Raw genomic sequence first — 20,866 nt, 5'->3', positions numbered from 1 at the left:
AAAAGTTATTAACCTCTTAGCTGAATGTTAAATGGTGGTGTAAAATGGGAGTTGAAGAGCACAAAGCCAAAGCACCCAAAAAGTTTAAGTTCGCCGTTGTAACAGTTAGCGACACGGCAAGTCTTGGAAAGAGGGAAGATTTAAGCGGTTATTATATCATTGAGGAGCTGAAAAAGGAAGGAAATGAAAACGTTTACTATACAGTTGTACCAGATGAGAAGCTCAGGATAATAAAGGCTGTGATTGAAGCCCTCGAAAAGGCTGACATTGTAATCACCACCGGAGGAACCGGAATCACAAGGAGAGACGTGACAATTGAAGCCTTAAGACCCCTCTTCGATAAAGAGCTTGTTGGCTTTGGGGAAATGTTTAGACTAAAAAGCTACGAAGAAATTGGAACTGCCGCAGTTTTAAGCAGGGCAACAGCCGGAATAATAAGGGACAAGGAGAGCAAAGTTGTCTTTTGCCTGCCTGGAAGCTTAAACGCAGTGAAAACAGCGCTTGAAATTATCAAAAAAGAAGCCTACCACATACTCAAGCATGCGAGGGAATAGTTAGAAGTTTTAACTTTTAACTTAAAAGTTAGAAGGTGATAAGATGAGAGAATTCAAACAGCTCACCCCATACAGAAAAGCCCTTGAGATGATGCTGAACGACATAAAGGAAATTGAAGAAACTGAGGAACTTCCTCTTGACGAGGCCCTTGGGAGAGTGCTTGCTGAGGACGTTGTTTCACCAATAGATTTGCCTCCCTTTGACCGTTCCGCCGTTGATGGATACGCCGTTAGGGCTGAAGATACATTTCAAGCGAGGGAATACGCTCCAGTAGAGCTTGAGGTTATCGATGAAATAACAGCGGGGATGGAAAGCGAAAAGGAAGTTACAAATGGAAAAGCGGTTAAGTTAATGACAGGCAACAAAATGCCAAAGGGGGCCAATGCTGTCATAGAGCAGGAAAAGGTGAAGCGAGAAGGGAACAAGATCTACGTCCTCAGACCCGTTGCGCCCGGACAAAACGTTGCTTTCAAAGGTGAAGACGTGAAAAAGGGAGAAGTCGTCCTGAAGAAGGGACGTATTTTAAGAGCACAAGACCTCGGACTGCTCAAGGGCCTTGGAATTAAAACTATCAAAGTAAAAAGAAAGCCCAGAGTCGGGATAATAGTTACAGGCGATGAGCTTATAGAAGAATTTGATGAAGAAGCCTTGAACAAAGGAAAAATCTTGGAGAGCAACTCCGCAATGCTGAAGGCCCTTGTAAGGCAGTACTTTGGCGAGCCTGTCTTTTATGGCGTGCTTCCGGATGATGAAGAACTGATTGGAAAAACAATCGAGAAAGCAAAAAAAGAATGCGACCTTGTCCTAATAACTGGGGGCAGTGCCTTCGGAGAGAAGGACTACGCACACAGATTTGTCAATCTGCTCTTCCATGGATGTACGAACAAGCCGGGGAGGCCGATAGGTTATGGAGAGGGAACCTTTGTAATGAGCGGCTATCCAGCTGCAGTTTTTGCCCAGTTCCACCTTTACGTTAAATACGCCCTTGCAAAGCTTGTCGGAGCTGATTACAAGCCGCTAAAAGTTAAGGCAAAGCTCAAGGAAAAAGTCCCCTCTTCCCTTGGAAGGCATGAGTTTGTGAAGGTATACTATGAAAACGGCGAAGCCGTGCCGATCAAGAAGAAGGGAAGCGGAATAATGAGCGCAATAGTTGAGAGCAATGCTTACCTCGAAATCCCGGAGGACAGCGAAGGGTATAAAGAGGGAGAGGAGGTATGGATTACGCTTTATTAATCCTCTTATAGTCAAGCAGAAATTCTTTTAATCCTCTGCAGCAAAGGATACGGTGAGGTAGGGATGCAGCCCATTTATGAACTCCGTAAAGTCAGAAACAAATGCATGGGCATTTTGCTTTATGGTTCTCATGCCACTGGAGAAAGTACAGATTCCATGAGAAGGCAAAGCTTGAAAGACTGGGGGAGGAGTATGAAGAGATAAAAGATGAAGTTGCTAAGCGCTCTCCTATATTCTCATAATGTGTGGAAATAGCTATGGACATCGCGGCAATGCTCACTCGGGATATGGGCATAAGGAGTTAGCCCTTCATGACCATCCATACAAGTATTGGGAAGACAAGCGTGGCATCTGCCCATATCTCCACGTAATCAGCCTTTGCCTTTATCTTGCCCCAGCTCACGCCTTCGCTTGGGGGAGCTCCGCTGAGAGATCCATCCCACGGGATTGCAGTTGTGATGTAAATTGCATAATCAGTCCCGCCCCTAAAGAGGTTTGCATTGATTATGGCATGCTTGGGGAATGAGCCACCGAGGATTATTGATGCCGTTTCTTTTGCCGTAATGGCAAGGTTGTTGAGCTTAACTATGTCGTTTGCGATATCAATTATCAGATCTTTGTCGCCCCTCTCCTCCTTGAAGAAGTAGAGCATATCCCCAAAGGAACCATCCGTTAAAGCAGGGCAGAAAATTGGTATGTCGTTCTTGTATGCCCAGTATAGAATGCTTTTCTCCTTCTCTTTGCCCAGCTTTTCGTCCATATATCTGCCGAGCTCGTAGATAACCTCACTCGCGGTCAAAGGCGCCTTTTTCTCCTTTTCAATCTCTAGGAGCATCTCAAAGAAGGGAATCATGTACTTCTCGAACTCGATATAGCGGTCGTTGGGCACAAAGATGTTTCCAATTCTGTTTATTCCCTTCTGTCTCATCTCGGCGTCGTTTACGCTCCAGTCTCCGAGGATAAAGGGCTTCAGAGCTTTTATGAAGTCCTCTTCAACTCCTCCAGCGGTGGTTACAATTACATCGACCTTCTTATGCTTCACAAGATAAGCTATAATCTCCCTGAGACCGGAAGAAACTATGTTGGAGGTATAGCCGAGGAAAACTCTAACTTCCTCCCCGTTTTTTCTCTTCTCCTCCACTTTTCTCCAGATTTCAATGGCTTTTCCAAGATGTGTGGCTTGAAAGCCTATTCTCTCATAATAGTCAATGACCTCCTCCAAACTGCTCACGTCCTCAAGCCATGGGCCGATGACTGGGATTTCTTCGAGTCCCTCAGTTGATGACTCCTTAAGAACGGACTTTCTTGGATCCAACTCTCACACCTCAGGTTGGAATCTTGACGAGAGCTTAAAGTTTTTGTCCTACTCAAGTGATTTTATAGACTCCAGAAATCTCCGCACCACTTCTTCTGGAGCCTCTTTCTTGGGGCTTCTCTTCATTATAGGCCTTTCTCCCGTCTTATACTTCTCAAACCATTTAAAAACCTGCTCAACTGCTTCCTTAAAGTTGCTTACAGGTTCAAAGGGTTCATCAAGGTAATAAATTTCCTCGTTTTTGAGGTCGTATATCAAAACTGCCGGGTAAAGGGTGTCATCCCTGCACGGGCATTCGGAATCTATGCTTACTTCAATTACAAAATCGCCTACCTCAATAATCCCTTCCCTCTTTAAGACTTCCTTCCATCCTGCCATACATTTATGAATTGGAGTTCAAGTTTTAAATTTAACCGCCAAACATTTAAGTTCCCTCATCTATTTTGGAAGGGTGGTGGGATGAGGATAATGGCGGTAACGGACATTCACGGGAGGGAAAACAAGGTTAAAGAGCTTTTAGAACACATCAAGGGACAAGAGCCTGACCTTATTCTAATAGCCGGCGATATAACCCATTTCAGGGGAAGAGAAGCAGCTTATAATGTTCTGAAGGAATTCATAACCTTTGGAAAACCCCTCTATGCAGTTATGGGGAACTGTGATGGGAAGGATGTTCTTGAACTGCTTGAAGAACTCCATATCAGCCTCCACAACAAGAGGGTGGAGGTTAATGGTGTCGGCATTATTGGAATAGGAGGTTCAAACATAACGCCCTTCTCTACGATATGGGAGTTCAGCGAGGAGGAGATTTGGGAAATTTTAACCAAAAATTACCAAGGTGGAGATATGGTGCTTTCTCACGTTCCGCCTAAAAACACCAAAGTTGACAAAACCTTCGTGGGAACACATGCCGGGAGCAAGTCGCTGAGAAAATTCATTGAGGAAAAGCAACCTCCACTGGTCATATGCGGGCATATACACGAGGCAATTGGAATAGACGAGATTGGGGAAACCATAATTGTAAACCCAGGCCCTCTGTCAAAGGGACACTATGCCACAATAGATTTTGATGAAGAAAAGAAAAAAGTAAAGGATATAACGCTCGAGAAGTTTTAATGAATGGAAAACTTTTTAAGTTGACCCTAAAGATAAAAATCGGGATGGGCCGGTAGCTCAGCTTGGGAGAGCGACGGCTTCGCAAGCCGTAGGCCGCGGGTTCAAATCCCGCCCGGTCCACCATTTTCGTTTGAGGAAGTTTTAATTGTTGAACAAAAATCCAAACCTCTGAAGCAAAACTTTTTTAGGTGATTTGCCTTCATGCACTAAGGTGGTGTTCATGGATAAGTATGAAGTTCTTCAAGACCTGATGAGAAGAAGGGGCTTTGCGTGGGGTAGTTTTGAAATCTACGGTGGAGCGAGAGGTTTTTATGATTACGGTCCTTTGGGGGCTACAATAAAAAGAAAAATCGAGAAGAAAATCAGAGAAGCCTTTATAAGGGAGGGCTTCTTTGAAATTGAAACCCCTGATATCACACCGGAAGAGGTTTTTATTGCCTCAGGACACGTGGAGAAGTTCGTCGATCCATTAACTGAGTGTAAAAAGTGTGGCTCAAGGTTTAGGGCAGATCACCTTGTTGAAGAAGCCCTTGGCATAGATACCGAAGGACTCAGTGCGGAGCATCTCACGCAACTCATAAGAGAGCACGACATAAAGTGTCCCGAATGTGGCGGAGAGCTCAGCGATGTGTGGTACTTCAATTTGATGTTTGAAACTTATATCGGGCCTTACAAGGATAAGAAGGGCTATCTGAGGCCCGAAACAGCACAGGGAATATTTGTGAACTTCAAGAGATTGAACAACTTTGCCAGAAACCAGCTGCCTTTCGGAGTTTTCCAGATAGGAAAAGCCTATAGAAACGAGATTTCCCCAAGACAGGGGATGCTTAGATTAAGGGAATTTACTCAGGCAGAGGTCGAGATCTTTTTCAACCCCAATGAAACTGAACATCCGCACTTTGATGAAGTGAAGGAAGAGGTCGTCAGGCTTTATCCAATAGAGCACCAGCTTAAAGATTTAGGTATGATTGAGGTTACCCTTGAGGAGGCCGTGAAGAAGGGCTACGTGCTGAACACCTTTTTTGCCTACTACATGGCAATGGTGAAGAGGATTCTCCTTGACATAGGCATTCCCGAAGATAAGATCAGGTTCAGACAGCAGTTGCCGGAGGAGAGAGCTCACTACTCAAGCGACACATGGGATGTAGAGATACACAGCGAGAGGTTTGGGTGGATAGAGTGCGTTGGTATAGCCTACAGGGGAGACTACGATTTGAGCAGACACATAAAAGAAAGCGGGGCGGATTTAACCGTAATGATCCACTACAAAGAGCCCAAGGTAGTTAAGAAGCTTAAGGTTTCCCTCAACATGAAAAAAGTTGGGCCTAAACTCAAGGGAGATGCAAAAAGGATTGACCAGAAGCTACAGAAGATGAGCCAGGAAGAGCTCAAGAAAATAGTGGAAGGGCTTGAGCAGATTGGAAGGGTTATCATTGACGGTTATGAACTCGAAAAGGACGACTTCATCATCAAAGAAGTCGAAGAAAAGGTGACCGGTGAAAAGATAGTGCCTCACGTCCTAGAGCCGAGCTTTGGTATCGATAGACCGTTTTACCTGCTCCTTGAGAACTCCTTGGCTATAGACGAAGACGGAAGAGTTTATCTCAAGATAAAGAAGGACATGGCACCGATAGAAGTTGCCGTTTTGCCCCTCGTGGCCAAGGGACCCCTAACGAGCATAGCCTACGACATCTTCAGAACCCTGCAAAAAGAGGGCTTCATAGTGGTCTATGACGAGAAGGACACCATTGGAAGGAGATACGCAAGGTACGACGAGATAGGAACGCCTTACTGTGTAACAGTGGATAACCAGACGCCCGAAGACGGAACGGTAACCATCAGGGACCGCGACACGAGAGAGCAGATAAGGGTGAAGATCGAAGAACTCCCAGGAAAGCTGAGGGAGCTGATTTTCGACTGATTTTTATTTTTAATAGTAATAGCATTTTAAAAATATTTGTCGAAAAAACTTATATAATGTAATTTCGTAATAAAACATTGAAAAGTTCTTTGGAGGGGTATAGATGGGATACCCCCATTTATCAAAAGAGAAGGTACTGCTTGGTGCAGCAGCGCTATTGGTGGGAACCCTGATAGCCCAGACATCCGTGGTGGCACTTTCAATTCTGTCTATTGCCAAGGGCATCAACATACCACTGCTACTTGAGAAAGCATCCTCAAACGGAGCAACAACCTTCAAGGCAACGCCGTTGCTTATACTTTTAAGCTATGCAATCTCTGCCATTATAATTAGATACGGAGTGCCGGCCTCTCAAAAGTCAGGTAGTTTGAGGATAGTCCAAGTGATAGTCTTGGTACTGGCAATTTCAATTATCGTCCTGATCTTTGGTTCAATAGCGGCCTGCGGAGTAGTGTGTCCGAGACTTGCATGCCATGGTGCCATGGATTCGTGCACTTGGCACACGGGCTTGTTTTATGTGAAATACGTGTGCAGATGTATACATTGACTTGGCTTTTCTTATTTTCCCATAAGGTGACCGACATGAGGGCCTTCCTTTATTTGTCTATTGTATGGTTCAAAATACTCCTCAGAAGATTGAGTTACATTGTATTCCTATTTATGAGTGTCGGAATAATGTATACCCTCAATGATTTGTCTCCGCTAATGGCGGAGGTACCCAGGGAAATCTTGATGACAAATATGCTGATCATGACAGTTATTATTGGCTGGGTATACTCTATCGTGTACAATCCCCGTGTTATGCTGGGTATTGAAACATTGCCCGCCTCAGGGTGGAAGCTCAGCATCTTAAGTCTATTATCATTTTTACCATTCCTTCTTTTTGTTTATAGGTCTTCAGTAAACATTAGTTTGTACTATATCTTGTTTTCTGTTTTTCTATTCTTGGGCATCATTGACAATCCATTGTTTCTTTTAGTGGGTTTCGGGATAGCACTCAGATTCTCCTTTATTGTTAGTACGGTGTTTTTAACAACTCTACTGGTTAAATTCGTGCTAAAGTTGGTTCCCGCCAGAAGGGTGATCATTACCTGGATTAAAAGAACTCCCATCACCATTGTTAATCCCCTGTTTTTGTGGTCTCTGAGTCTTGCAGTTGCCGGAATGCTCCTTATTGCACTGAAAGTTCAAAACACAAAACTCTGGGTATCTCCAATTGGAGGAGGAGCCACTTATTTCTCTGCCGTCTCCACCAGTGGAGACTTCCAAACGCTCTTGTTTGGGGGAGTTTTTACCTCATTATCAATGATTTTATCACTCACGTTACCAATTTTCTTTTCTGCGGTTAGCTATCTGGACAATTATATATGGAGTCTGCAGGTTTTAGCAGGAAGGTTTTGGAGAGACTTTGCGATAAGAAGCCTACTGAATGCCATTTTTGGTACCTTAATGATTTTGTTTATCTTTATTCCGATGGTACGCATGGGGATTGGAAGCTTCGAGGGGGCTATCCTCGTTGTGTCTCTTTCCCTTCTTGTAACATCTGCAGTATCTCCCTCTCCAGATGTGGGAAGCTCTTTGGGCAATTATTTACTTGTTTACATGGTTTTGGCCTTTATAATTGGAAGGCTCAGTATACATATACATCAAGAGTATCTCATCTCCATGCTTTTACTCATGACATTCCCTGTCCACTTACTGTGGCTCAAGTTAAAGTTAACGAGGAGGTGATGGTATGAAGTTTTGGGAATTTACAAAGGCCATAGGTAAACCTTTAGTTGGCATATCCCTGGTGATGAGCATGGTAATATTGGGTGTAGCAGCATACCTAAATCGTCTCGGGTGTTTACTTAAAAACCCTCTTAACATTGAACTTCCCATTTCGGTTATTCTCATGATTTATTTTCATGAACTTGGTCATTACATCCCGCTCAGGAACCACGACATCAGAGTTCAGAACAGCGGATTCAGCGCAGCAATTTCAACGAGCGCCCCGATACCATACTCTGCAATTCTCCTCAGTGCACTTCTTCCCCTTCTCATAGCACTAATCTTCACATCAATTTCCAAAAACCCCATCTTCATATTCCTGTGGCTGGGTATCGCTGCCGCCACTCTGCTGGATGCATTGGAGGTGGTGTAAAATGCTAAAGGTTAGTAACCTTGTAGCTGGTTATGGTAAGACCCCCATAATAGGTCCCATAAGCTTCCGGGTTGAAAGAGGGAACGCGATAATACTATATGGACCAAATGGGACGGGAAAAACGACGCTTTTAAAAACGCTTGCCACGCTTTTAAGGCCGTTAGACGGGAAAATGGAGCTAAATGGGCGGCCCATCCACAGGGTTAAAAATAAAATTTTTCTCTTGGATGAACGGGTGAATCTGCCAAAGAGCCTGAGAGCAATAGAATACATGAAAGTAATAAGCGCTCTCTACGGTGTATTTTCTGAGGATTATTCTGACCTACTCAAACGTTTTGGAATTGACCCCAGCACGTTAATCTCTCATCTCTCCCAAGGACAGCAAAGGAGATTGCAGCTTGCTACCACTTTAAGTGCCAAAAGTGCCGAACTTTTCCTTATTGATGATCCAACCGTGGGTCTTGACGACTATAGCGTCGAGATTTTAATCCCCTGGTTAGTAGAGCAGCTAAGGAGAATGGAAAAGATAGTCGTCATAACAACCAGGACCGAGTCTCTGATAGAACTGCTCGGGAAGGATGCTAAGGTTATTAATGTTGTAAAATACAGCAAGACTCTGCCAAAAATTGAATAGAGAGTTAACCCGTTCTGATTATCCTCGGCCTTTTGAGCCCCCATACTGGCCGCTGGCTTTTGGGCTTTATAGTTTAAAATCTAAAATCCTCCCCAATCTGCCAAACTGCATCGATAGTACCGCTGAGGAAAGACATAGGTCCCGCTTGGACATAGATGAGATCCCCCTCATATGCTCCCAGAAGTTTCTCCTGCTCATAGAAGCGTTTTTCGTGACTAAGTCCACGCTGATTCCGAGTAGGGAGGGAAAGTCAACGGAGAACTGCTCCTCCCGATACCCATTCCACTATGCTTGGGGTGAGAGCTGCCCTAAAGCTCGGAAGCGAGAGGCTTCGCTGGGTTCATCTTATCCTCGGTTCCGCAACTGCCTTAAAGCTTCTGGATGAGCCGATATATGGGGGATAAGGATGAAGAAAATCCATCTCATATACAAGCGCATTCCAAACAGAATTCTCGAAAGAGAAGATGAGCTCATTGCGGACTTAGGAGATATAATCGTTGCGAAATCTAAGTTTGAAGGAATGCTTACTCCGCTTTTTGTAAACGGTGTCAAGGTCATAGAGAACGGATACACCATGATATATTTTGCCTTTATTGGCGAGAACTATGATATACTGAAAGTTTACGATAAGGAAGGCAATTTTAAGGGCTTATACGTTGATATCCTATCTTATACCAAGCGAGAGGGTAACACCTTGGAGATGCTGGATTTGTTCTTGGACATTTTCATTTTCCCCAATGGAGAAATCTTCCTCCTTGATGAGGAGGAGCTTGAGATGGCACTTCTCTATGAGCTTATAGACAAAGAAACGTTTGACTTCGCATATTCAAAAGCGAGAGAAATCGTAGAAAAATTCAGGGAGGGATCATTTCCTCCCGAAGTTGTCTGGAAGTACTCACTTTCTTCTCCAGAGGATGAATAGAACCACCCCCAATACTATTAAGACGAGGCTTATATACCTGAAATTTTCTTCTTGTGGGGATGGAGCAGAAGGGGATGAAATATTCAACGGTGAAGAAACCTGTGTTGGGCTTGTGGTAGTGTTTAATTCTTCCCTCACTAAGCCCAGAATCTCGTAGTTTTCTGAGGGGAGGACCAATGGATACCTATCCACTTTGAAAGGTTGCTCTATAACACCGTCACCATCTTCATCGGATCCACTGTAAGAATCCCAGTAGTTGCCTAAAAATCCTTCAAACGTCTCATTCGCAAGCCGCTCCTTTACAGTACCCACCAAATGCTGCCGATGGAAAGCACTTGACGGAGCTCACAAATCTATTGCCATAAATCGTGGAGTTCTCGACCATTACCAGATACACCCCATATATGTTTGAAAAGAGGTAGGAATGGGGGACAAAGGAGTTATTTATTATGCGCAGGTTTCTTGAATAGTCGGCAAAAATTGCTCCGCCTTTGCAATCAGCGTCCCCAGCAAATTCGCTTTTCCAATAGCAGTACAGATTTCCCTCAAATGTGCTATTGGCAACCGTGATGTTCCCGGAGTTAATAATCTTTATTCCATAACTGCATCTAACTATTCGTACATTCTCAATCCTGACGTTTTTTACATTCTCAAGAATTATTCCCGGGCGCTTGTTTTCTCCCACTATGCTCACGTTTTTTATTAAAAGGAATGCACTCGTGTTTTTGATTAAAATAGCGGTGTCATTACTGGCATTTATGAAGAGATTTCCAAGAAGGTATGGATCATCTGGAGTTCCAGAGCCAGGGAGTTCTTTTAGGCTTTCATCCCCGACAAATGTTAGCTGAGCTGCACTTGCTAAGGGAAGAAAAAGTAGCATGACAAGAGAAATTATCAGTGCCCTCATTGAGCCCCTCACCTTTAAATATTTTCTCCTCTCAAATACTTTACGGTGATTACAACGATAAAAGACGCCAAAGAAGGAGTGATAATCCAAATATATGTGCAGCCAAATGCAAAGAAAACTGAAATTGAGGGCATAGATGAATGGCGGAAAAGGCTGAAGGTCAAGGTAAAAGTTCCGCCAGTAGAAGGAAAGGCAAATAAGGAAGTTGTTAAGTTCTTCTCGAAGCTCCTCGGAGCGGATGTTGTCCTTTTGAGGGGAGAGGCAAGTAGGGAGAAAGATTTGCTAGTTAAAGGGCTCACTGCAGAAGAAGTGAAGGAAAAACTTGGGATTTAACGGTAGCGCAAAAAGGCAATGTAATAGAAAGCTATCCCAATTAGAATGATTCCAACAACAAAGAGGTAGAGAGCTTTCTCAGGCTTTTCCCTTATGCTCACTTCATAACATTCATCTGAGATGGAGTACTTGATATCTGCTTTTCTGACAAAGATTCGCTCCCCCTTTGCAGTAAAAATTTCCTCTCCCTTTAGATAAACTTTCAAAAACCCATTCTGAACGCTTACATCGTAATTGCTAAGCTTCCCGTAATCCCCTTCGCAAAAAGTTCCAGAGATAGTTTCGCTTGGGAAGAGGAAAAAGGCAACGATTAAGATTAATCCAAAAATAATGATGTATTCTTCAGCCTCCATGACAAAAAATTTATAGAAGGCTATAAAAGCTTTGGCTTCACTTCAAAATCCCAAGGCTCTTGTTGGTCTTTTTGATGCTCTCCCATTTATCCGCAAGCTCAAACATTGCCCTTATGGCATCAACGTTCTCTGGGACCACATCACTCTCCTGATGCACCGCTTGAATGTAGAACAACCTGTTGCCCTTAACGCTAATGCTCTCCTTCCACACCGCTATCTCGTATAAATTGTTCCACTCCCTGTGCAAATCCCTTGCAAACTCTATCAGCTGGGCCGTGCTGTCAAAACCCTTCTCCTTCTCAAAGAGCAGAACTCTCGTGGTGTTTTCGAAGATGTCGATGATATCTTCCCTTGTAAGGGGCTTTTTGAGCTCTACCATTACGCTGTGGACGTGCATTAATGTGGTTGGTACGACAAATGCCATTGTCTCGATGTTTATTGGAATGACCGTCTGAACATCGGGGCCGTGGTGTGATGGGACCTCAACGCTGGGTTTTATTGCATTGATTGGGCCTCTCTTAATGTCATTGGGATCAGCGGCCCTTCTGATCATTACGGCATAGACGTAGTCGATATAATCCTTTATTGCGTTGAGGGTCCTCGTTAAGCCGGTGGTGTTGCAGGAGACAACCCTAACGTAGTCCTTGCCAAGGGCCTTTTCGTAGTTTGCCTGTGCAACAAAGGAAACTTCTGCAACTTCCGCTCTCTCTCCCCCTTGAAATATCACCTTAACCCCCGTTTTCTCGTAGAGGGGTTTGTTTTTTTCACCCATTCCTCCGGGTGTGGCATCTACGATTACGTCCACCCTCGCAAGCAGGTCCTCGAGAGTGCCCGCTACCTCGAATCCAGCCTTTTCAAATCTCGGTAAAAATTCACTGGATGCTGCATAGACAGGTATTCCGAGCTCTTTAGCACGATAAGCCTCAAAGTCTGGCTTCGTCTTTGTAACCCCTATTAGCTCCATATCATCCTGTTTTGAAACTGCGTAAGCAACCCTCTTTCCTATAGTCCCGTAGCCGTTAATTCCTACCTTGACTCTCATTTTCTCACCCGAATGATCTTAAAGGAGGGAAATACTTAAGCATTGTTTTCACTGGGAGTGAAGAAAGGAATCAGAGGTATTTCTCAAAAAACTGCAAAACCTTTCCCTTATACTCCTCAGGCATAAGCTGAATCGTCCTTACGTGTGCCGCTTCAGTGATCCAAAGCTCAACATCTGGATTTATCTTCTTGTTGCTTTCATAAAACTCTTTAATTTCTTCAACCTTGACTATTGGATCTTTTCTGCCCGCTATCAAAAGGAGGGGCTTCTTGACTCTGCCGGCATATCCCATTGGATTTACCTCCTTAGCACCGGTGATCATCTTTGATATGGGCTTCACAAAGTAGTAAAGCCATTCGGGCAGGTTTGCAAAGTATTTCAGACTTCTGGCCCCCGTCCTGTCAAGATACATAGGGGGACTATCGGCAACGGCACAGCACACTCTTTCATCTTCTGCAAGAGCCCTAATAGCCACCATGGCGCCCATGGAGTAGCCTATTAGACCAATGCGCTTGGCACTGCTGGGTTTCTCTTTTTTAAGCCAATCGATAGCAGAGATAAGGTCCACAAGCTCTCTGTCTCCTACGGTAGTGTATTTGCCTTCACTTTCCCCGTGGGCCCTAAAGTCGAAGGCCAGAACGTTATAGCCGCTTTTTGCGAGGGTTTCTATCATTGGAATTATGTAGAAGCCCCATCTGCTTGAGGTGTATCCGTGAAGGGGGATTATCGTTTTTTCGCTTCCTCTATCTATCCACCATCCCTTGAGCTTGAGCCCATCGGAAGTAGGTACGGTTATCTCTTCATACTCAATCCCTGCATCTCTGGGCGTCCAATCCTTGATTTCTCTGGGGGGAGTGACCATCTTATAAGCCACGACAAAGATAAAAGCAAAGAACAAAGCCAAGGCAAGGAGGATTATCTCTGGAATCATTTCTTATCCACCTCAAGTTTTTTCATGCTCCATATCATTGGCATTGCCACCAGCACCATGATAGCTCCTATGGGGAATAAAACTCTATAGTTTCCTCCTGCTAAATCAACTATGGCTCCACCTATTGTTCCAGCCAGCAATACAGGCAAGGAACGTGTTGCCTCAAAGAATCCATAGTATCTTCCAGTAAATGCTTCTTTCTCGTACCGGGTTAACAAATCTCCGATAACTGGATATGACGCCGCCATCAGTATTCCCCAGCCAAGTCCAGCAAGCCCAAGTGCCACCACTATTTGGGTCTGGGTTTTTATGAACCATCCCCACAGCTGGGGCATAGCAAACACAATTCCGCCCACTATGATGCTCAATCTCCTTCCGATTTTGTCGTAAATTAAACCTCCAGGCAGGGCTCCAAGCAAGACGGTCACATTGAACAGTGCCATTAAATAAAGGCCGAGTGAGGTAACGGCTTTTACGTTTTCTTCACTTGCACTTCCATGGAGGATAAAAGCAAGTATCCCATAGAGGAATATAGCCACAAACTCAAAGCTCATCCACCAAAGGGTCTGGGCAGCATAGAATTTGAGGAAGTCCCTGTTCGTAACGATGCTCTTGAGGTAGTTCATCAGGCTTTCATCTTCCATGATTTCAAGTGCCTTTGGCTCTCTAACTATGAAGTAAACGAACAAAGCAGCCCCTATGAGGAAGAGCGATGTCACAATAAAAGGTATCTTAAGGTAAGGAGTTTGAGCTAAAGCTTTTATGCTCTCACTCTCCCCCGTTTCTGCCACTGCTTTGGCTATTAAAAATCCAGCGAGTCCAAAAAGAAAGAGATTGCCCGCCCATTCAAATAAGGTTATGACTCCACTGGCTTTTCCCCGCTCCCCGCTCTCTGTGGTGTCTGGCATCAAAGCTCTGAATTGAGCTGTGTAGATGTGCATGGAAAAGTAAAATACTGCCAATGTAAGCGCAAACCCTGCCAAAGGAATCTCAAGGGCATAGCCTGTGTAGATTACCAACACCGCAATGCCAGCGAGAAGGCCACCCATCATTATGAATGGCCTTCTCCTCCCGTGTTTTGATTTAAGGGTATCGCTGTAATAGCCGAGTAGAGGTGGGATTAGAATCCCAATGAATCCTTCGAGGGCAAGAATTGTACCTTTAACGAATGCCGATTCCGTATAGCTGGAAAGTAAGGGGAAGGAGAGCCCCTTGTTTAATGCCCATCCTGTGCTTCTGCTGAAGCCCAACAGTGCCAATCCTATTACAACACCCCAGCTAAACTTTTTCCTCTCCATTCTCATCACCTCAGTCCATATCCGGTATCAGCTCATAAACATCGCCAACTTTTCCTTTTATGTCTCCTCTTTTAACGAATTGAACCGTTATGGTGGCCAATATGAAGAAAATTGCCGCAAAGGGCAGCAGAGTACTGTAACCAATGACATCTAAAAATGCACCTGCTAAAGGCGGAGCTACAAGGTTTGCCGCTTGGCTGAAGAAATAATAGAGCCCGGTGTAACCTCCAAGCTTCTCTTCCGTAGTCATGTCGACGACCATTGGAAGGGAGTTAACGTTTATCATCGCCCAGCCAATGCCGCCAAAGAAAAAGAGCACCATGAATTTAAGCACCACGGGGTCCGTCAATGCACTGCTCTGGGGTTTTGAAGCCTCTCCCAAAAGATAAGCTAATACCATTACAGCTGTTGTAAGCACTAAGCCCATGGTTATTGTTTTCTTTCTTCCTATCCTTCCTCCGATGAATCCAGCTGGAATTGCAAATAGCATGAAGCTTAGGGAAACAACCCCCATCATGAACGCCCCAGTGCTTTCTTCAATCCCAAGATGGTACTTGGCGTAGCTTGTGAAAAATGTCTCCACTGAATTAAAGGCAATGAACCAGAGGAATATCGAGAGTAAAATAAAGAGCAGGCTCTTTTCTTTACTTGCAAATACGTCCTTGAGGTTCTCTTTGAGTTCACCAAAGCTTTTCTTTGAGGTCTCCTTTATGAGCTTCTTGAGGTTTATTTTCTCCCCGGGAAGGCAGTATTCTTTTGGTTCTGGTACAAAGAAAACTACAAGGAGGTTGGCGATGAGCATTATCGCCGCTCCAACAAAGAATGGATAGGCATAGTTTATGTCATAGAGAAGCTTCCCCCCAAAGTAAGCCAAAAGCGCTCCAATGCCTCCCATAAAGTTTATGATTCCATTTGCTTGGCTTCTCTTTTCACTTGGAGTTATGTCTGGCATGAAGGCTATTACAGGAGAACGAAACAGTGCCATGAAGAAGTTCATGAAGACTATCGTACCCATGAAGAGCGCAAGGTTCTCATATCTTCTCGCTACTGGAATAAGTGCAAAGAGCAACGCTGCTGAAGGAGCTCCAAGAAGGATGTAGGGCTTTCTTCTGCCTATTCTTGTTCTTGTTTTATCGCTCAAAGCACCGAGGAAAGGCAACAGCAGCACCGCAAAGAGGTTATCGATGGTCATGACGAAACCAGTAACAGTCCTGCTCATCCTAAATGTGTCTTGAAGAAAGATCGGGATGTATGCATTGTACAGAGACCATATTATACTTATTCCAAAGAACCCAAACCCGAGCAGGAAAATGCGCCTATAGTTGAACTCGGGCATTCAATCACCCCCTTAGTACATCAGCGCATTGATGCTGTACGTTAAGGAAGGTTATTATTCTTTCGGTTCATCTAACTTATAAGTTATAACTTATATCTTATAACTGCCAAGATTTATAACTTCCAAGCTCGTAGATAATGGCATGCCGGTGATAAGTATTGCAAATCAAAAGGGTGGAGTAGGAAAGAGCACCACCGCAATAAACCTTTCAGCCGCATTGGCACTCAAAGGAAAAAGGGTTCTTCTCGTTGATATGGATCCTCAAGGAGCAACGACGATCGGACTTGGGTTTAGAGATGCTACTCCAACTATCTACAACGTGATCTTAGACGAAGTGGACACTGAAGATGCAATAATTTCCACTGAAATAGAGGGGCTTGAGCTGATTCCAAGCAACATTGCACTGAGCGGTGCTGAGATTGAACTCAGCAGCCAAATAGGGAGAGAGTACATCCTAAGAAACAAGCTCGCTAAAATTAAGGATGATTACGACTACGTCATAATAGACACCCCTCCTTCCCTCGGCATTTTAACGATGAATTCTCTTGTCGCCAGCGATGAAGTGATAATACCAATTCAGGCAGAATATTATGCCTTAGAAGGAATCGGTCTCCTGCTAAAGGCGATAAAACTTGTTAGGGAAAGATTGGGTATTCCCCTCGAGATTAGGGGGTTCTTAATCACTATGTTCGATAAAAGAACCAATTTATCCAAGGAAGTCAGGGAAGAAGTAAAGAGGATATTTGGAGAAAAGGTGTTCAGAACTATGATCCCAAGAAACGTAAAGCTGGCTGAAGCGCCTTCCCATGGAAAGCCAATTTTTCTATATGCGCCTGACAGCAGAGGTGCTAAGGCATATATGAAGCTCGCCGAGGAGGTTGATGGTGCATGAAGAAGAAAAAGGCCCTTGGAAGGGGACTGGAAGCAATAATCTCCGAGCCGATGCCCGACTTAGAGAGCCCTCCAAAGGAGGAGATAAATGGGGAAGCACTCGAAAGAAGTTTGCAGGAGGCTTTAAAGAATCCAAGGATTACCTTGTGGTCCCCCGAGGCTGCGGCAGTGCTTAGATATCTGAGGAAAACTATTCCAGAATTCAGCATCTCAGACGAAGCAAGCAAGCTCTTGGAAAAGGCAATAAGGGAAAAGTACCCGGGGATATGGAGTGTAATTGAAAAGAGATTGAAAGGGCTTGAATAGTCCTTCCTTCTAACTTTTAAGTTGTAAGTGAGAACTGTGATAATAGCCCATAGCGGTCTTGGAGAACCTGAAAACAGCAAAATCTCTTTAAGAGTGTATCAACAACGGAGGTTAAGATACCCAAGGCTTTGAGGACTCGTGATAAGGGGTTAAAGCTGGCTTTTTCTATAATAGAGCGAAGCAGTGTCCCAAAAACTCTCGAGAAATCCTCACTACTCGGTCAAGCCAGCCCTCATAATCTGAGATTTTCAATGAATTCAATAATAACTTCTTTGGTTTTATTACTATTTCCGACGAGGAAGATTGGCCCCCTTTTGTTAAAGGGAGGAATTCAGTGCTATATAGATCGTTAAAGCAACCTGCTGGCTCTTTAATAATCAAGATAGTTCTCCCACTTCTTCTCGGGAAAGGCGAGTATGCCCGCACGAATAGAGGTAAAGCGGGAGGTTTAAAAGTCTTCTTGGGATAGATTTATAGCGTTGTGACGAGGAATAAATAAGGGGAAGAGCATGGAGGAACTCAGCCCGGCCCTTGTTGTGCTATTATTCCTCGAAGATTTTGCGAGGGAGAACCCTTCAATTAGGAAGGGTGCCAAGTATTTCCAGTGGCAGAAGAGATACGACGGTTATGACGTTGCTTATTCTGTTGTAGGGGCTACAATAGCTGAACTTGTTCACGAGGGGTACGTGGAGTTAGAATCCAAGAAAAAACTGCTCTGGAAGAGCATAATCTTCACAAGAAAAAGGGTAATACCAAAGAGATATGGGATTCTAGGAAAAGGACTAAACTCAATAACCGAATATACCCCCACACCACTTCATTCTGCTTTGTTCCTTGTATTTCCAGTTTCCAGGTTTCCAGCTGCATTCTTAGGAACCTATATAATTGAAAAAGAACTAAAGGATGAGAAACCAGAAAAATTGAGAAGTGATCCAGAGGTTGTAAAATACAAAGAGAAACTCAAAGCATTACTGGAAGAGTTTAAAGAAGGTAACCCAGAGCTATGGAATGGAATTAAAAAAGAAGTAGACAAGGCATGTCAGCTGGTAAGGGGAAAACAAGGCTATACTCTTTACTCCCCACTTGACATGCTGGAGGAGAGAAAAAATGAAGGTAAAGATTAGGAAAGAACTTTTGGAGTATCTCCTACAACTAGCGAGGGATTTTTATCCCAACGAATTTGGGGGATTTCTAAGAGAAAAGGATGGAATCTTTGAGGAAGTCCTCATAATTCCAAAGGGCTATTTCGGGAAAAGTTCCGTTTATTTCGACACATGGCTATTGCCCCACGATGAAAACATAAAGGGAACAGTTCACTCGCATCCAGTTCCTTCTTCAAGGCCTTCTCAAGCAGACGTGAGCTTTTTCTCCAAATTCGGAGGAGTTCATATAATAATCGCATATCCCTTCAAGGAAGAGAGCGTAAAAGCCTACAACAGCGAAGGGAAAGAAATCGAAATAGTGATAATCGAGTGAAGTTAGAATTCATATGAAAATTTTTATAAATGTTGATTTTCCTAAATACTCTGGTGACTCCCCATGAAGGTTAGGGAACTTCTTGAGGGCTTAAACGAAAAGCAGAGAAGAACCGTGCAAAAATGCTTAGCTTCGTGTGAGATACTGGATTTGGAGGAAGAAGTCGAAACTGAGCTTTCCAATGATTTAATAGAGTTCTTGAAAGTTCTATCAAACCCAATAAGAGCGGGGATACTAAAAATGCTCAAAAACAAATGGATGTGCGTTTGCTTGATAGCAAAGGCATTGAACCAGGATCAGACCCTCATAAGTCATCACCTCAGGACCCTTAAAGGAATGAATCTCCTACACGAGAGAAGGGAAGGAAAGCTCAGATTCTACAGGACAAACCTTGAGGAGCTTAAGAAATATGTTAACGTGATGGAAAAGGAGCTTCTTTAAAACTTTATTTTACTTGGTGAGGGTCATGGAGCGAATTCAAAGGGAAGTCGATAGAGTGATAAAGAGTTTTGGCGGATACTGGGAGCCCTTTGAAATGCTTGGTGCGGTTGTTGAAGAGCTCGGAGAGTTATCGAGAGAAATGTTAAAATTTGAGGGTATTAAAGAAAAGGGAGAAAAGAAGAAAATTAAGGAAGAAATCGGCGATGTACTGTTCGCTCTTTTATGCATCGCGAACTATTATGGAATAAATGCGGAAGAGGCACTTCTTGAGAGCATCTCCAAGTACTCAACGAGGGATAGGGATAGATGGGGTGATAAAGGCTGAATCTCTGCAACTTATTATTCGACAAAATTTCTGTTCATTCATCACTCCGTTAAGGATTTTTCGAAATATTTATATAAATTGGTAACAAAAATGTGTGAGGGTGGTTGTACATGAGGAAAAAAATTGACAAATTTGATTTGCAGATAATAAAATTGCTTTCAAAAAATGCAAGACTAAACTACAGGCAACTTGCGGAATACCTAAATACAACTCGTCAAAGAGTTTCAAGACGCTTGGAGCGGTTGGAGCGGGAGGGAATAATAAAGAAATACACAATTATCCCGGATTTTGACAAGCTTGGATACATATACGTAATACTTGGAATAACACTAACTCCCGGAACTTCACTGGAAGAACAGATAGAAGTTCTTAAAAACGATGAAGATATTAAGGTAATAGAGAGGGCCATTGGAGCTCATAATCTCGTAGTTCACCTCTTGGTACCAAAAGACATGAAGGAAGTTGAGAAAAAAATAACGGAAATAACCGGAAGACTCAAGAACGTGGAAAGGGTTGACGTAACATTCATAACAGAAGTTGTCAAATTTGAGCTCGTCTGAAAACTTCTCTTTTTTCGGCAATAAGTAAGAGAAAAGCTAATAAAAGCCCGGATAGGAGAGACCGACAGAGTCATAAGCGGTGAGTACAATGAACATTGCCACGGTTGCAGTAATTGCATTATTGGGAGCTTTAGCGTATAAACTAAAGGCCCTCGATGCCAAAGGCACTATAGCAGCTGCACTTATTGGGGTAATGACCATCGTATTTGGGGGGATTTTTCCGTTTTTGGCGTTACTTACCTTTGTCCTTCTTGGAGTTTTTGCGACCAAGTACCGTCTTGCAGAAAAAGTCAAAAAAGGAATCGCTCAAGAAGGAAATGGGATAAGAAGCTGGCAGAACGTTCTTGGAAATGGTCTTGCCGCTGTAATATTTTTGCTAATTGAGTACTACACCAAGCAAGACCTCTTCTGGGCAGCTACGTTTTCCGCAATAGCAACTGCAAATGCTGACACTCTTGCCAGTGAACTGGGGAAAATATTCGGTAAAGCCCCAAAAATGATAACAAATCTAAAGCCAGCAAATGTGGGAGAAAACGGGGCTATCTCATGGCAGGGTGAGCTCATAGCCCTAATTGGAGCATTCATCATAGGCCTCTTTGCGGTGTTTTTAACCCCTCAAAAAATGGAAATGCTCTTTGCGGTAACCCTTGGTGGGTTTATAGGGTGCAACATTGATAGCTTACTCGGTGCGACACTTGAGAATAAGGGGGTTATAAACAACCATCACACAAACTTTTTAGCCACCATCATAGGGGGAATAATTGGAGGGGTAATTTTCCTCTCCCTGCTGTGATGAGATGGCGGATTGCTGAATCGTGATGACGACCT

The 20,866-nt window shown here is 43.7% G+C and carries 28 protein-coding genes and 1 tRNA gene; 20 read left to right on the top strand and 9 right to left on the bottom strand.

Annotation, left to right across the window (positions count from 1 at the left end):
• Positions 1-44 precede the first annotated feature (44 nt).
• The 3 genes from ADU37_RS03180 to ADU37_RS11400 all read left to right on the top strand — a co-directional run bounded on the left by ADU37_RS03180 (position 45) and on the right by ADU37_RS11400 (position 2,030).
• Positions 45-554, top strand: coding sequence for a molybdenum cofactor biosynthesis protein B (locus tag ADU37_RS03180; RefSeq protein WP_058946262.1), 510 nt, complete (start codon positions 45-47; stop codon positions 552-554).
• 43 nt (positions 555-597) lie between these two features.
• The gene (gene glp, locus ADU37_RS03175) at positions 598-1,788 is read left to right on the top strand and encodes a gephyrin-like molybdotransferase Glp (protein WP_058946261.1); all 1,191 of its coding nucleotides are present in this window, start codon (positions 598-600) and stop codon (positions 1,786-1,788) included.
• 101 nt (positions 1,789-1,889) lie between these two features.
• The gene (locus ADU37_RS11400) at positions 1,890-2,030 is read left to right on the top strand and encodes a hypothetical protein (RefSeq protein WP_158508480.1); all 141 of its coding nucleotides are present in this window, start codon (positions 1,890-1,892) and stop codon (positions 2,028-2,030) included.
• A 59-nt stretch (positions 2,031-2,089) separates the two neighbouring features.
• Here the strand turns inward: ADU37_RS11400 and ADU37_RS03170 are convergent, their stop codons facing one another.
• Both ADU37_RS03170 and ADU37_RS03165 read right to left on the bottom strand, forming a co-directional pair.
• Complete coding sequence (locus ADU37_RS03170; RefSeq protein WP_058946260.1) at positions 2,090-3,103, bottom strand: deoxyhypusine synthase; 1,014 nt, start codon at positions 3,101-3,103, stop codon at positions 2,090-2,092.
• A 48-nt stretch (positions 3,104-3,151) separates the two neighbouring features.
• A complete protein-coding gene (locus ADU37_RS03165; protein WP_058946259.1) occupies positions 3,152-3,481 on the bottom strand; it encodes a hypothetical protein in 330 nt (109 codons plus the stop codon).
• An 81-nt stretch (positions 3,482-3,562) separates the two neighbouring features.
• On the opposite strand from ADU37_RS03165, the gene ADU37_RS03160 reads away from it, so the two are divergent.
• The 8 genes from ADU37_RS03160 to ADU37_RS03125 all read left to right on the top strand — a co-directional run bounded on the left by ADU37_RS03160 (position 3,563) and on the right by ADU37_RS03125 (position 9,839).
• Positions 3,563-4,219 (top strand): YfcE family phosphodiesterase, encoded by a 657-nt coding sequence (locus tag ADU37_RS03160; RefSeq protein WP_058946258.1) that lies wholly within the window; start codon positions 3,563-3,565, stop codon positions 4,217-4,219.
• Positions 4,220-4,265: 46 nt separating this feature from the next.
• A tRNA-Ala gene (locus ADU37_RS03155) sits at positions 4,266-4,342 on the top strand.
• Positions 4,343-4,433: 91 nt separating this feature from the next.
• Entirely contained in the window at positions 4,434-6,140 is a 1,707-nt protein-coding gene (gene glyS / locus ADU37_RS03150) for a glycine--tRNA ligase (RefSeq protein WP_203226276.1), read from the top strand.
• Positions 6,141-6,243: 103 nt separating this feature from the next.
• Positions 6,244-6,687, top strand: coding sequence for a hypothetical protein (locus tag ADU37_RS03145; RefSeq protein ID WP_058946256.1), 444 nt, complete (start codon positions 6,244-6,246; stop codon positions 6,685-6,687).
• Positions 6,688-6,722: 35 nt separating this feature from the next.
• A complete protein-coding gene (locus ADU37_RS03140; RefSeq protein WP_058946255.1) occupies positions 6,723-7,871 on the top strand; it encodes a hypothetical protein in 1,149 nt (382 codons plus the stop codon).
• Positions 7,872-7,875: 4 nt separating this feature from the next.
• On the top strand, positions 7,876-8,283 hold the full coding sequence (locus tag ADU37_RS03135) for a hypothetical protein (protein WP_058946254.1): 408 nt from the start codon (positions 7,876-7,878) through the stop codon (positions 8,281-8,283).
• Position 8,284: 1 nt separating this feature from the next.
• On the top strand, positions 8,285-8,917 hold the full coding sequence (locus tag ADU37_RS03130) for an ATP-binding cassette domain-containing protein (protein ID WP_058946253.1): 633 nt from the start codon (positions 8,285-8,287) through the stop codon (positions 8,915-8,917).
• Positions 8,918-9,323: 406 nt separating this feature from the next.
• Complete coding sequence (locus ADU37_RS03125) at positions 9,324-9,839, top strand: DUF402 domain-containing protein (RefSeq protein WP_058946252.1); 516 nt, start codon at positions 9,324-9,326, stop codon at positions 9,837-9,839.
• Here the strand turns inward: ADU37_RS03125 and ADU37_RS03120 are convergent.
• Together ADU37_RS03120 and ADU37_RS03115 are read right to left on the bottom strand one after the other, a co-directional pair.
• Complete coding sequence (locus ADU37_RS03120) at positions 9,813-10,151, bottom strand: hypothetical protein (RefSeq protein WP_058946251.1); 339 nt, start codon at positions 10,149-10,151, stop codon at positions 9,813-9,815. The genes ADU37_RS03125 and ADU37_RS03120 overlap by 27 nt on opposite strands.
• Entirely contained in the window at positions 10,120-10,746 is a 627-nt protein-coding gene (locus tag ADU37_RS03115) for a right-handed parallel beta-helix repeat-containing protein (RefSeq protein ID WP_058946250.1), read from the bottom strand. The genes ADU37_RS03120 and ADU37_RS03115 overlap by 32 nt, the downstream gene beginning before the upstream one ends.
• Before the next feature lie 48 nt (positions 10,747-10,794).
• Between ADU37_RS03115 and ADU37_RS03110 the strand changes: the two genes are divergently transcribed.
• Positions 10,795-11,079: a DUF167 family protein gene (locus ADU37_RS03110; RefSeq protein WP_058947609.1), complete on the top strand. Its 285-nt coding sequence runs from the start codon at positions 10,795-10,797 to the stop codon at positions 11,077-11,079.
• On the opposite strand, the gene ADU37_RS03105 is transcribed toward ADU37_RS03110, so the two are convergent.
• The 5 genes from ADU37_RS03105 to ADU37_RS03085 all read right to left on the bottom strand — a co-directional run bounded on the left by ADU37_RS03105 (position 11,076) and on the right by ADU37_RS03085 (position 16,039).
• Positions 11,076-11,432 (bottom strand): hypothetical protein, encoded by a 357-nt coding sequence (locus tag ADU37_RS03105; protein WP_058946249.1) that lies wholly within the window; start codon positions 11,430-11,432, stop codon positions 11,076-11,078. The two genes, ADU37_RS03110 and ADU37_RS03105, sit on opposite strands and share 4 nt — an antisense overlap.
• 37 nt (positions 11,433-11,469) lie before the next feature.
• The gene (locus ADU37_RS03100) at positions 11,470-12,474 is read right to left on the bottom strand and encodes a phosphorylating glyceraldehyde-3-phosphate dehydrogenase (protein WP_058946248.1); all 1,005 of its coding nucleotides are present in this window, start codon (positions 12,472-12,474) and stop codon (positions 11,470-11,472) included.
• A gap of 70 nt (positions 12,475-12,544) precedes the next feature.
• On the bottom strand, positions 12,545-13,405 hold the full coding sequence (locus ADU37_RS03095; protein ID WP_058946247.1) for an alpha/beta hydrolase: 861 nt from the start codon (positions 13,403-13,405) through the stop codon (positions 12,545-12,547).
• Entirely contained in the window at positions 13,402-14,703 is a 1,302-nt protein-coding gene (locus tag ADU37_RS03090) for an MFS transporter (protein ID WP_058946246.1), read from the bottom strand. The genes ADU37_RS03095 and ADU37_RS03090 overlap by 4 nt, the downstream gene beginning before the upstream one ends.
• A 10-nt stretch (positions 14,704-14,713) precedes the next feature.
• Positions 14,714-16,039: an SLC45 family MFS transporter gene (locus tag ADU37_RS03085; RefSeq protein ID WP_058946245.1), complete on the bottom strand. Its 1,326-nt coding sequence runs from the start codon at positions 16,037-16,039 to the stop codon at positions 14,714-14,716.
• Positions 16,040-16,181: 142 nt separating this feature from the next.
• On the opposite strand from ADU37_RS03085, the gene ADU37_RS03080 reads away from it, so the two are divergent.
• The 8 genes from ADU37_RS03080 to ADU37_RS03045 all read left to right on the top strand — a co-directional run bounded on the left by ADU37_RS03080 (position 16,182) and on the right by ADU37_RS03045 (position 20,831).
• The gene (locus tag ADU37_RS03080; RefSeq protein WP_058946244.1) at positions 16,182-16,931 is read left to right on the top strand and encodes a ParA family protein; all 750 of its coding nucleotides are present in this window, start codon (positions 16,182-16,184) and stop codon (positions 16,929-16,931) included.
• Positions 16,928-17,236, top strand: coding sequence for a hypothetical protein (locus ADU37_RS03075; protein WP_058946243.1), 309 nt, complete (start codon positions 16,928-16,930; stop codon positions 17,234-17,236). The genes ADU37_RS03080 and ADU37_RS03075 overlap by 4 nt, the downstream gene beginning before the upstream one ends.
• A gap of 509 nt (positions 17,237-17,745) precedes the next feature.
• Entirely contained in the window at positions 17,746-18,360 is a 615-nt protein-coding gene (locus ADU37_RS03070) for a hypothetical protein (protein WP_058946242.1), read from the top strand.
• Positions 18,344-18,712 carry a Mov34/MPN/PAD-1 family protein gene (locus tag ADU37_RS03065; protein ID WP_058946241.1) on the top strand — a complete coding sequence of 123 codons (369 nt, stop codon included), beginning with the start codon at positions 18,344-18,346 and terminating at the stop codon, positions 18,710-18,712. Before ADU37_RS03070 ends, ADU37_RS03065 begins: the two co-directional genes overlap by 17 nt.
• Before the next feature lie 63 nt (positions 18,713-18,775).
• Positions 18,776-19,153: a helix-turn-helix transcriptional regulator gene (locus ADU37_RS03060; protein ID WP_058946240.1), complete on the top strand. Its 378-nt coding sequence runs from the start codon at positions 18,776-18,778 to the stop codon at positions 19,151-19,153.
• 25 nt (positions 19,154-19,178) lie between these two features.
• Positions 19,179-19,478: a MazG nucleotide pyrophosphohydrolase domain-containing protein gene (locus tag ADU37_RS03055; protein ID WP_058946239.1), complete on the top strand. Its 300-nt coding sequence runs from the start codon at positions 19,179-19,181 to the stop codon at positions 19,476-19,478.
• A 110-nt stretch (positions 19,479-19,588) separates the two neighbouring features.
• A complete protein-coding gene (locus ADU37_RS03050; RefSeq protein ID WP_058946238.1) occupies positions 19,589-20,038 on the top strand; it encodes an Lrp/AsnC family transcriptional regulator in 450 nt (149 codons plus the stop codon).
• Positions 20,039-20,126: 88 nt separating this feature from the next.
• Positions 20,127-20,831: a TIGR00297 family protein gene (locus ADU37_RS03045; protein WP_058946237.1), complete on the top strand. Its 705-nt coding sequence runs from the start codon at positions 20,127-20,129 to the stop codon at positions 20,829-20,831.
• The last annotated feature ends 35 nt before the right edge of the window (positions 20,832-20,866 follow it).

Origin of the sequence: Thermococcus sp. 2319x1 (assembly GCF_001484685.1) — an archaeon.
Taxonomy (GTDB): domain Archaea; phylum Methanobacteriota_B; class Thermococci; order Thermococcales; family Thermococcaceae; genus Thermococcus_A.
The sequence above is the reverse complement of the archived record's forward strand: the minus strand, read 5'-3'. Positions and strand labels throughout refer to the sequence as shown.

Bases quoted from the DNA above. Each gene is read 5' to 3' on its own strand.
- ADU37_RS03080 (WP_058946244.1), top strand. From the start codon at position 16,182: ATGCCGGTGATAAGTATTGCAAATCAAAAGGGTGGAGTAGGAAAGAGC.
- ADU37_RS03125 (WP_058946252.1), top strand. From the start codon at position 9,324: ATGAAGAAAATCCATCTCATATACAAGCGCATTCCAAACAGAATTCTC.
- ADU37_RS03055 (WP_058946239.1), top strand. From the start codon at position 19,179: ATGGAGCGAATTCAAAGGGAAGTCGATAGAGTGATAAAGAGTTTTGGC.
- glp (WP_058946261.1), top strand. From the start codon at position 598: ATGAGAGAATTCAAACAGCTCACCCCATACAGAAAAGCCCTTGAGATG.
- ADU37_RS03050 (WP_058946238.1), top strand. From the start codon at position 19,589: ATGAGGAAAAAAATTGACAAATTTGATTTGCAGATAATAAAATTGCTT.
- ADU37_RS03045 (WP_058946237.1), top strand. From the start codon at position 20,127: ATGAACATTGCCACGGTTGCAGTAATTGCATTATTGGGAGCTTTAGCG.
- ADU37_RS03165 (WP_058946259.1), bottom strand. From the start codon at position 3,481: ATGGCAGGATGGAAGGAAGTCTTAAAGAGGGAAGGGATTATTGAGGTA.
- ADU37_RS03060 (WP_058946240.1), top strand. From the start codon at position 18,776: ATGAAGGTTAGGGAACTTCTTGAGGGCTTAAACGAAAAGCAGAGAAGA.
- ADU37_RS03180 (WP_058946262.1), top strand. From the start codon at position 45: ATGGGAGTTGAAGAGCACAAAGCCAAAGCACCCAAAAAGTTTAAGTTC.
- ADU37_RS03065 (WP_058946241.1), top strand. From the start codon at position 18,344: ATGAAGGTAAAGATTAGGAAAGAACTTTTGGAGTATCTCCTACAACTA.
- ADU37_RS03095 (WP_058946247.1), bottom strand. From the start codon at position 13,405: ATGATTCCAGAGATAATCCTCCTTGCCTTGGCTTTGTTCTTTGCTTTT.
- ADU37_RS03145 (WP_058946256.1), top strand. From the start codon at position 6,244: ATGGGATACCCCCATTTATCAAAAGAGAAGGTACTGCTTGGTGCAGCA.
- ADU37_RS03105 (WP_058946249.1), bottom strand. From the start codon at position 11,432: ATGGAGGCTGAAGAATACATCATTATTTTTGGATTAATCTTAATCGTT.
- ADU37_RS03075 (WP_058946243.1), top strand. From the start codon at position 16,928: ATGAAGAAGAAAAAGGCCCTTGGAAGGGGACTGGAAGCAATAATCTCC.
- ADU37_RS03140 (WP_058946255.1), top strand. From the start codon at position 6,723: ATGAGGGCCTTCCTTTATTTGTCTATTGTATGGTTCAAAATACTCCTC.
- ADU37_RS03160 (WP_058946258.1), top strand. From the start codon at position 3,563: ATGAGGATAATGGCGGTAACGGACATTCACGGGAGGGAAAACAAGGTT.
- ADU37_RS03135 (WP_058946254.1), top strand. From the start codon at position 7,876: ATGAAGTTTTGGGAATTTACAAAGGCCATAGGTAAACCTTTAGTTGGC.
- ADU37_RS03085 (WP_058946245.1), bottom strand. From the start codon at position 16,039: ATGCCCGAGTTCAACTATAGGCGCATTTTCCTGCTCGGGTTTGGGTTC.
- ADU37_RS03090 (WP_058946246.1), bottom strand. From the start codon at position 14,703: ATGGAGAGGAAAAAGTTTAGCTGGGGTGTTGTAATAGGATTGGCACTG.
- ADU37_RS03115 (WP_058946250.1), bottom strand. From the start codon at position 10,746: ATGAGGGCACTGATAATTTCTCTTGTCATGCTACTTTTTCTTCCCTTA.
- ADU37_RS03070 (WP_058946242.1), top strand. From the start codon at position 17,746: ATGGAGGAACTCAGCCCGGCCCTTGTTGTGCTATTATTCCTCGAAGAT.
- ADU37_RS03130 (WP_058946253.1), top strand. From the start codon at position 8,285: ATGCTAAAGGTTAGTAACCTTGTAGCTGGTTATGGTAAGACCCCCATA.
- ADU37_RS03100 (WP_058946248.1), bottom strand. From the start codon at position 12,474: ATGAGAGTCAAGGTAGGAATTAACGGCTACGGGACTATAGGAAAGAGG.
- ADU37_RS11400 (WP_158508480.1), top strand. From the start codon at position 1,890: ATGCATGGGCATTTTGCTTTATGGTTCTCATGCCACTGGAGAAAGTAC.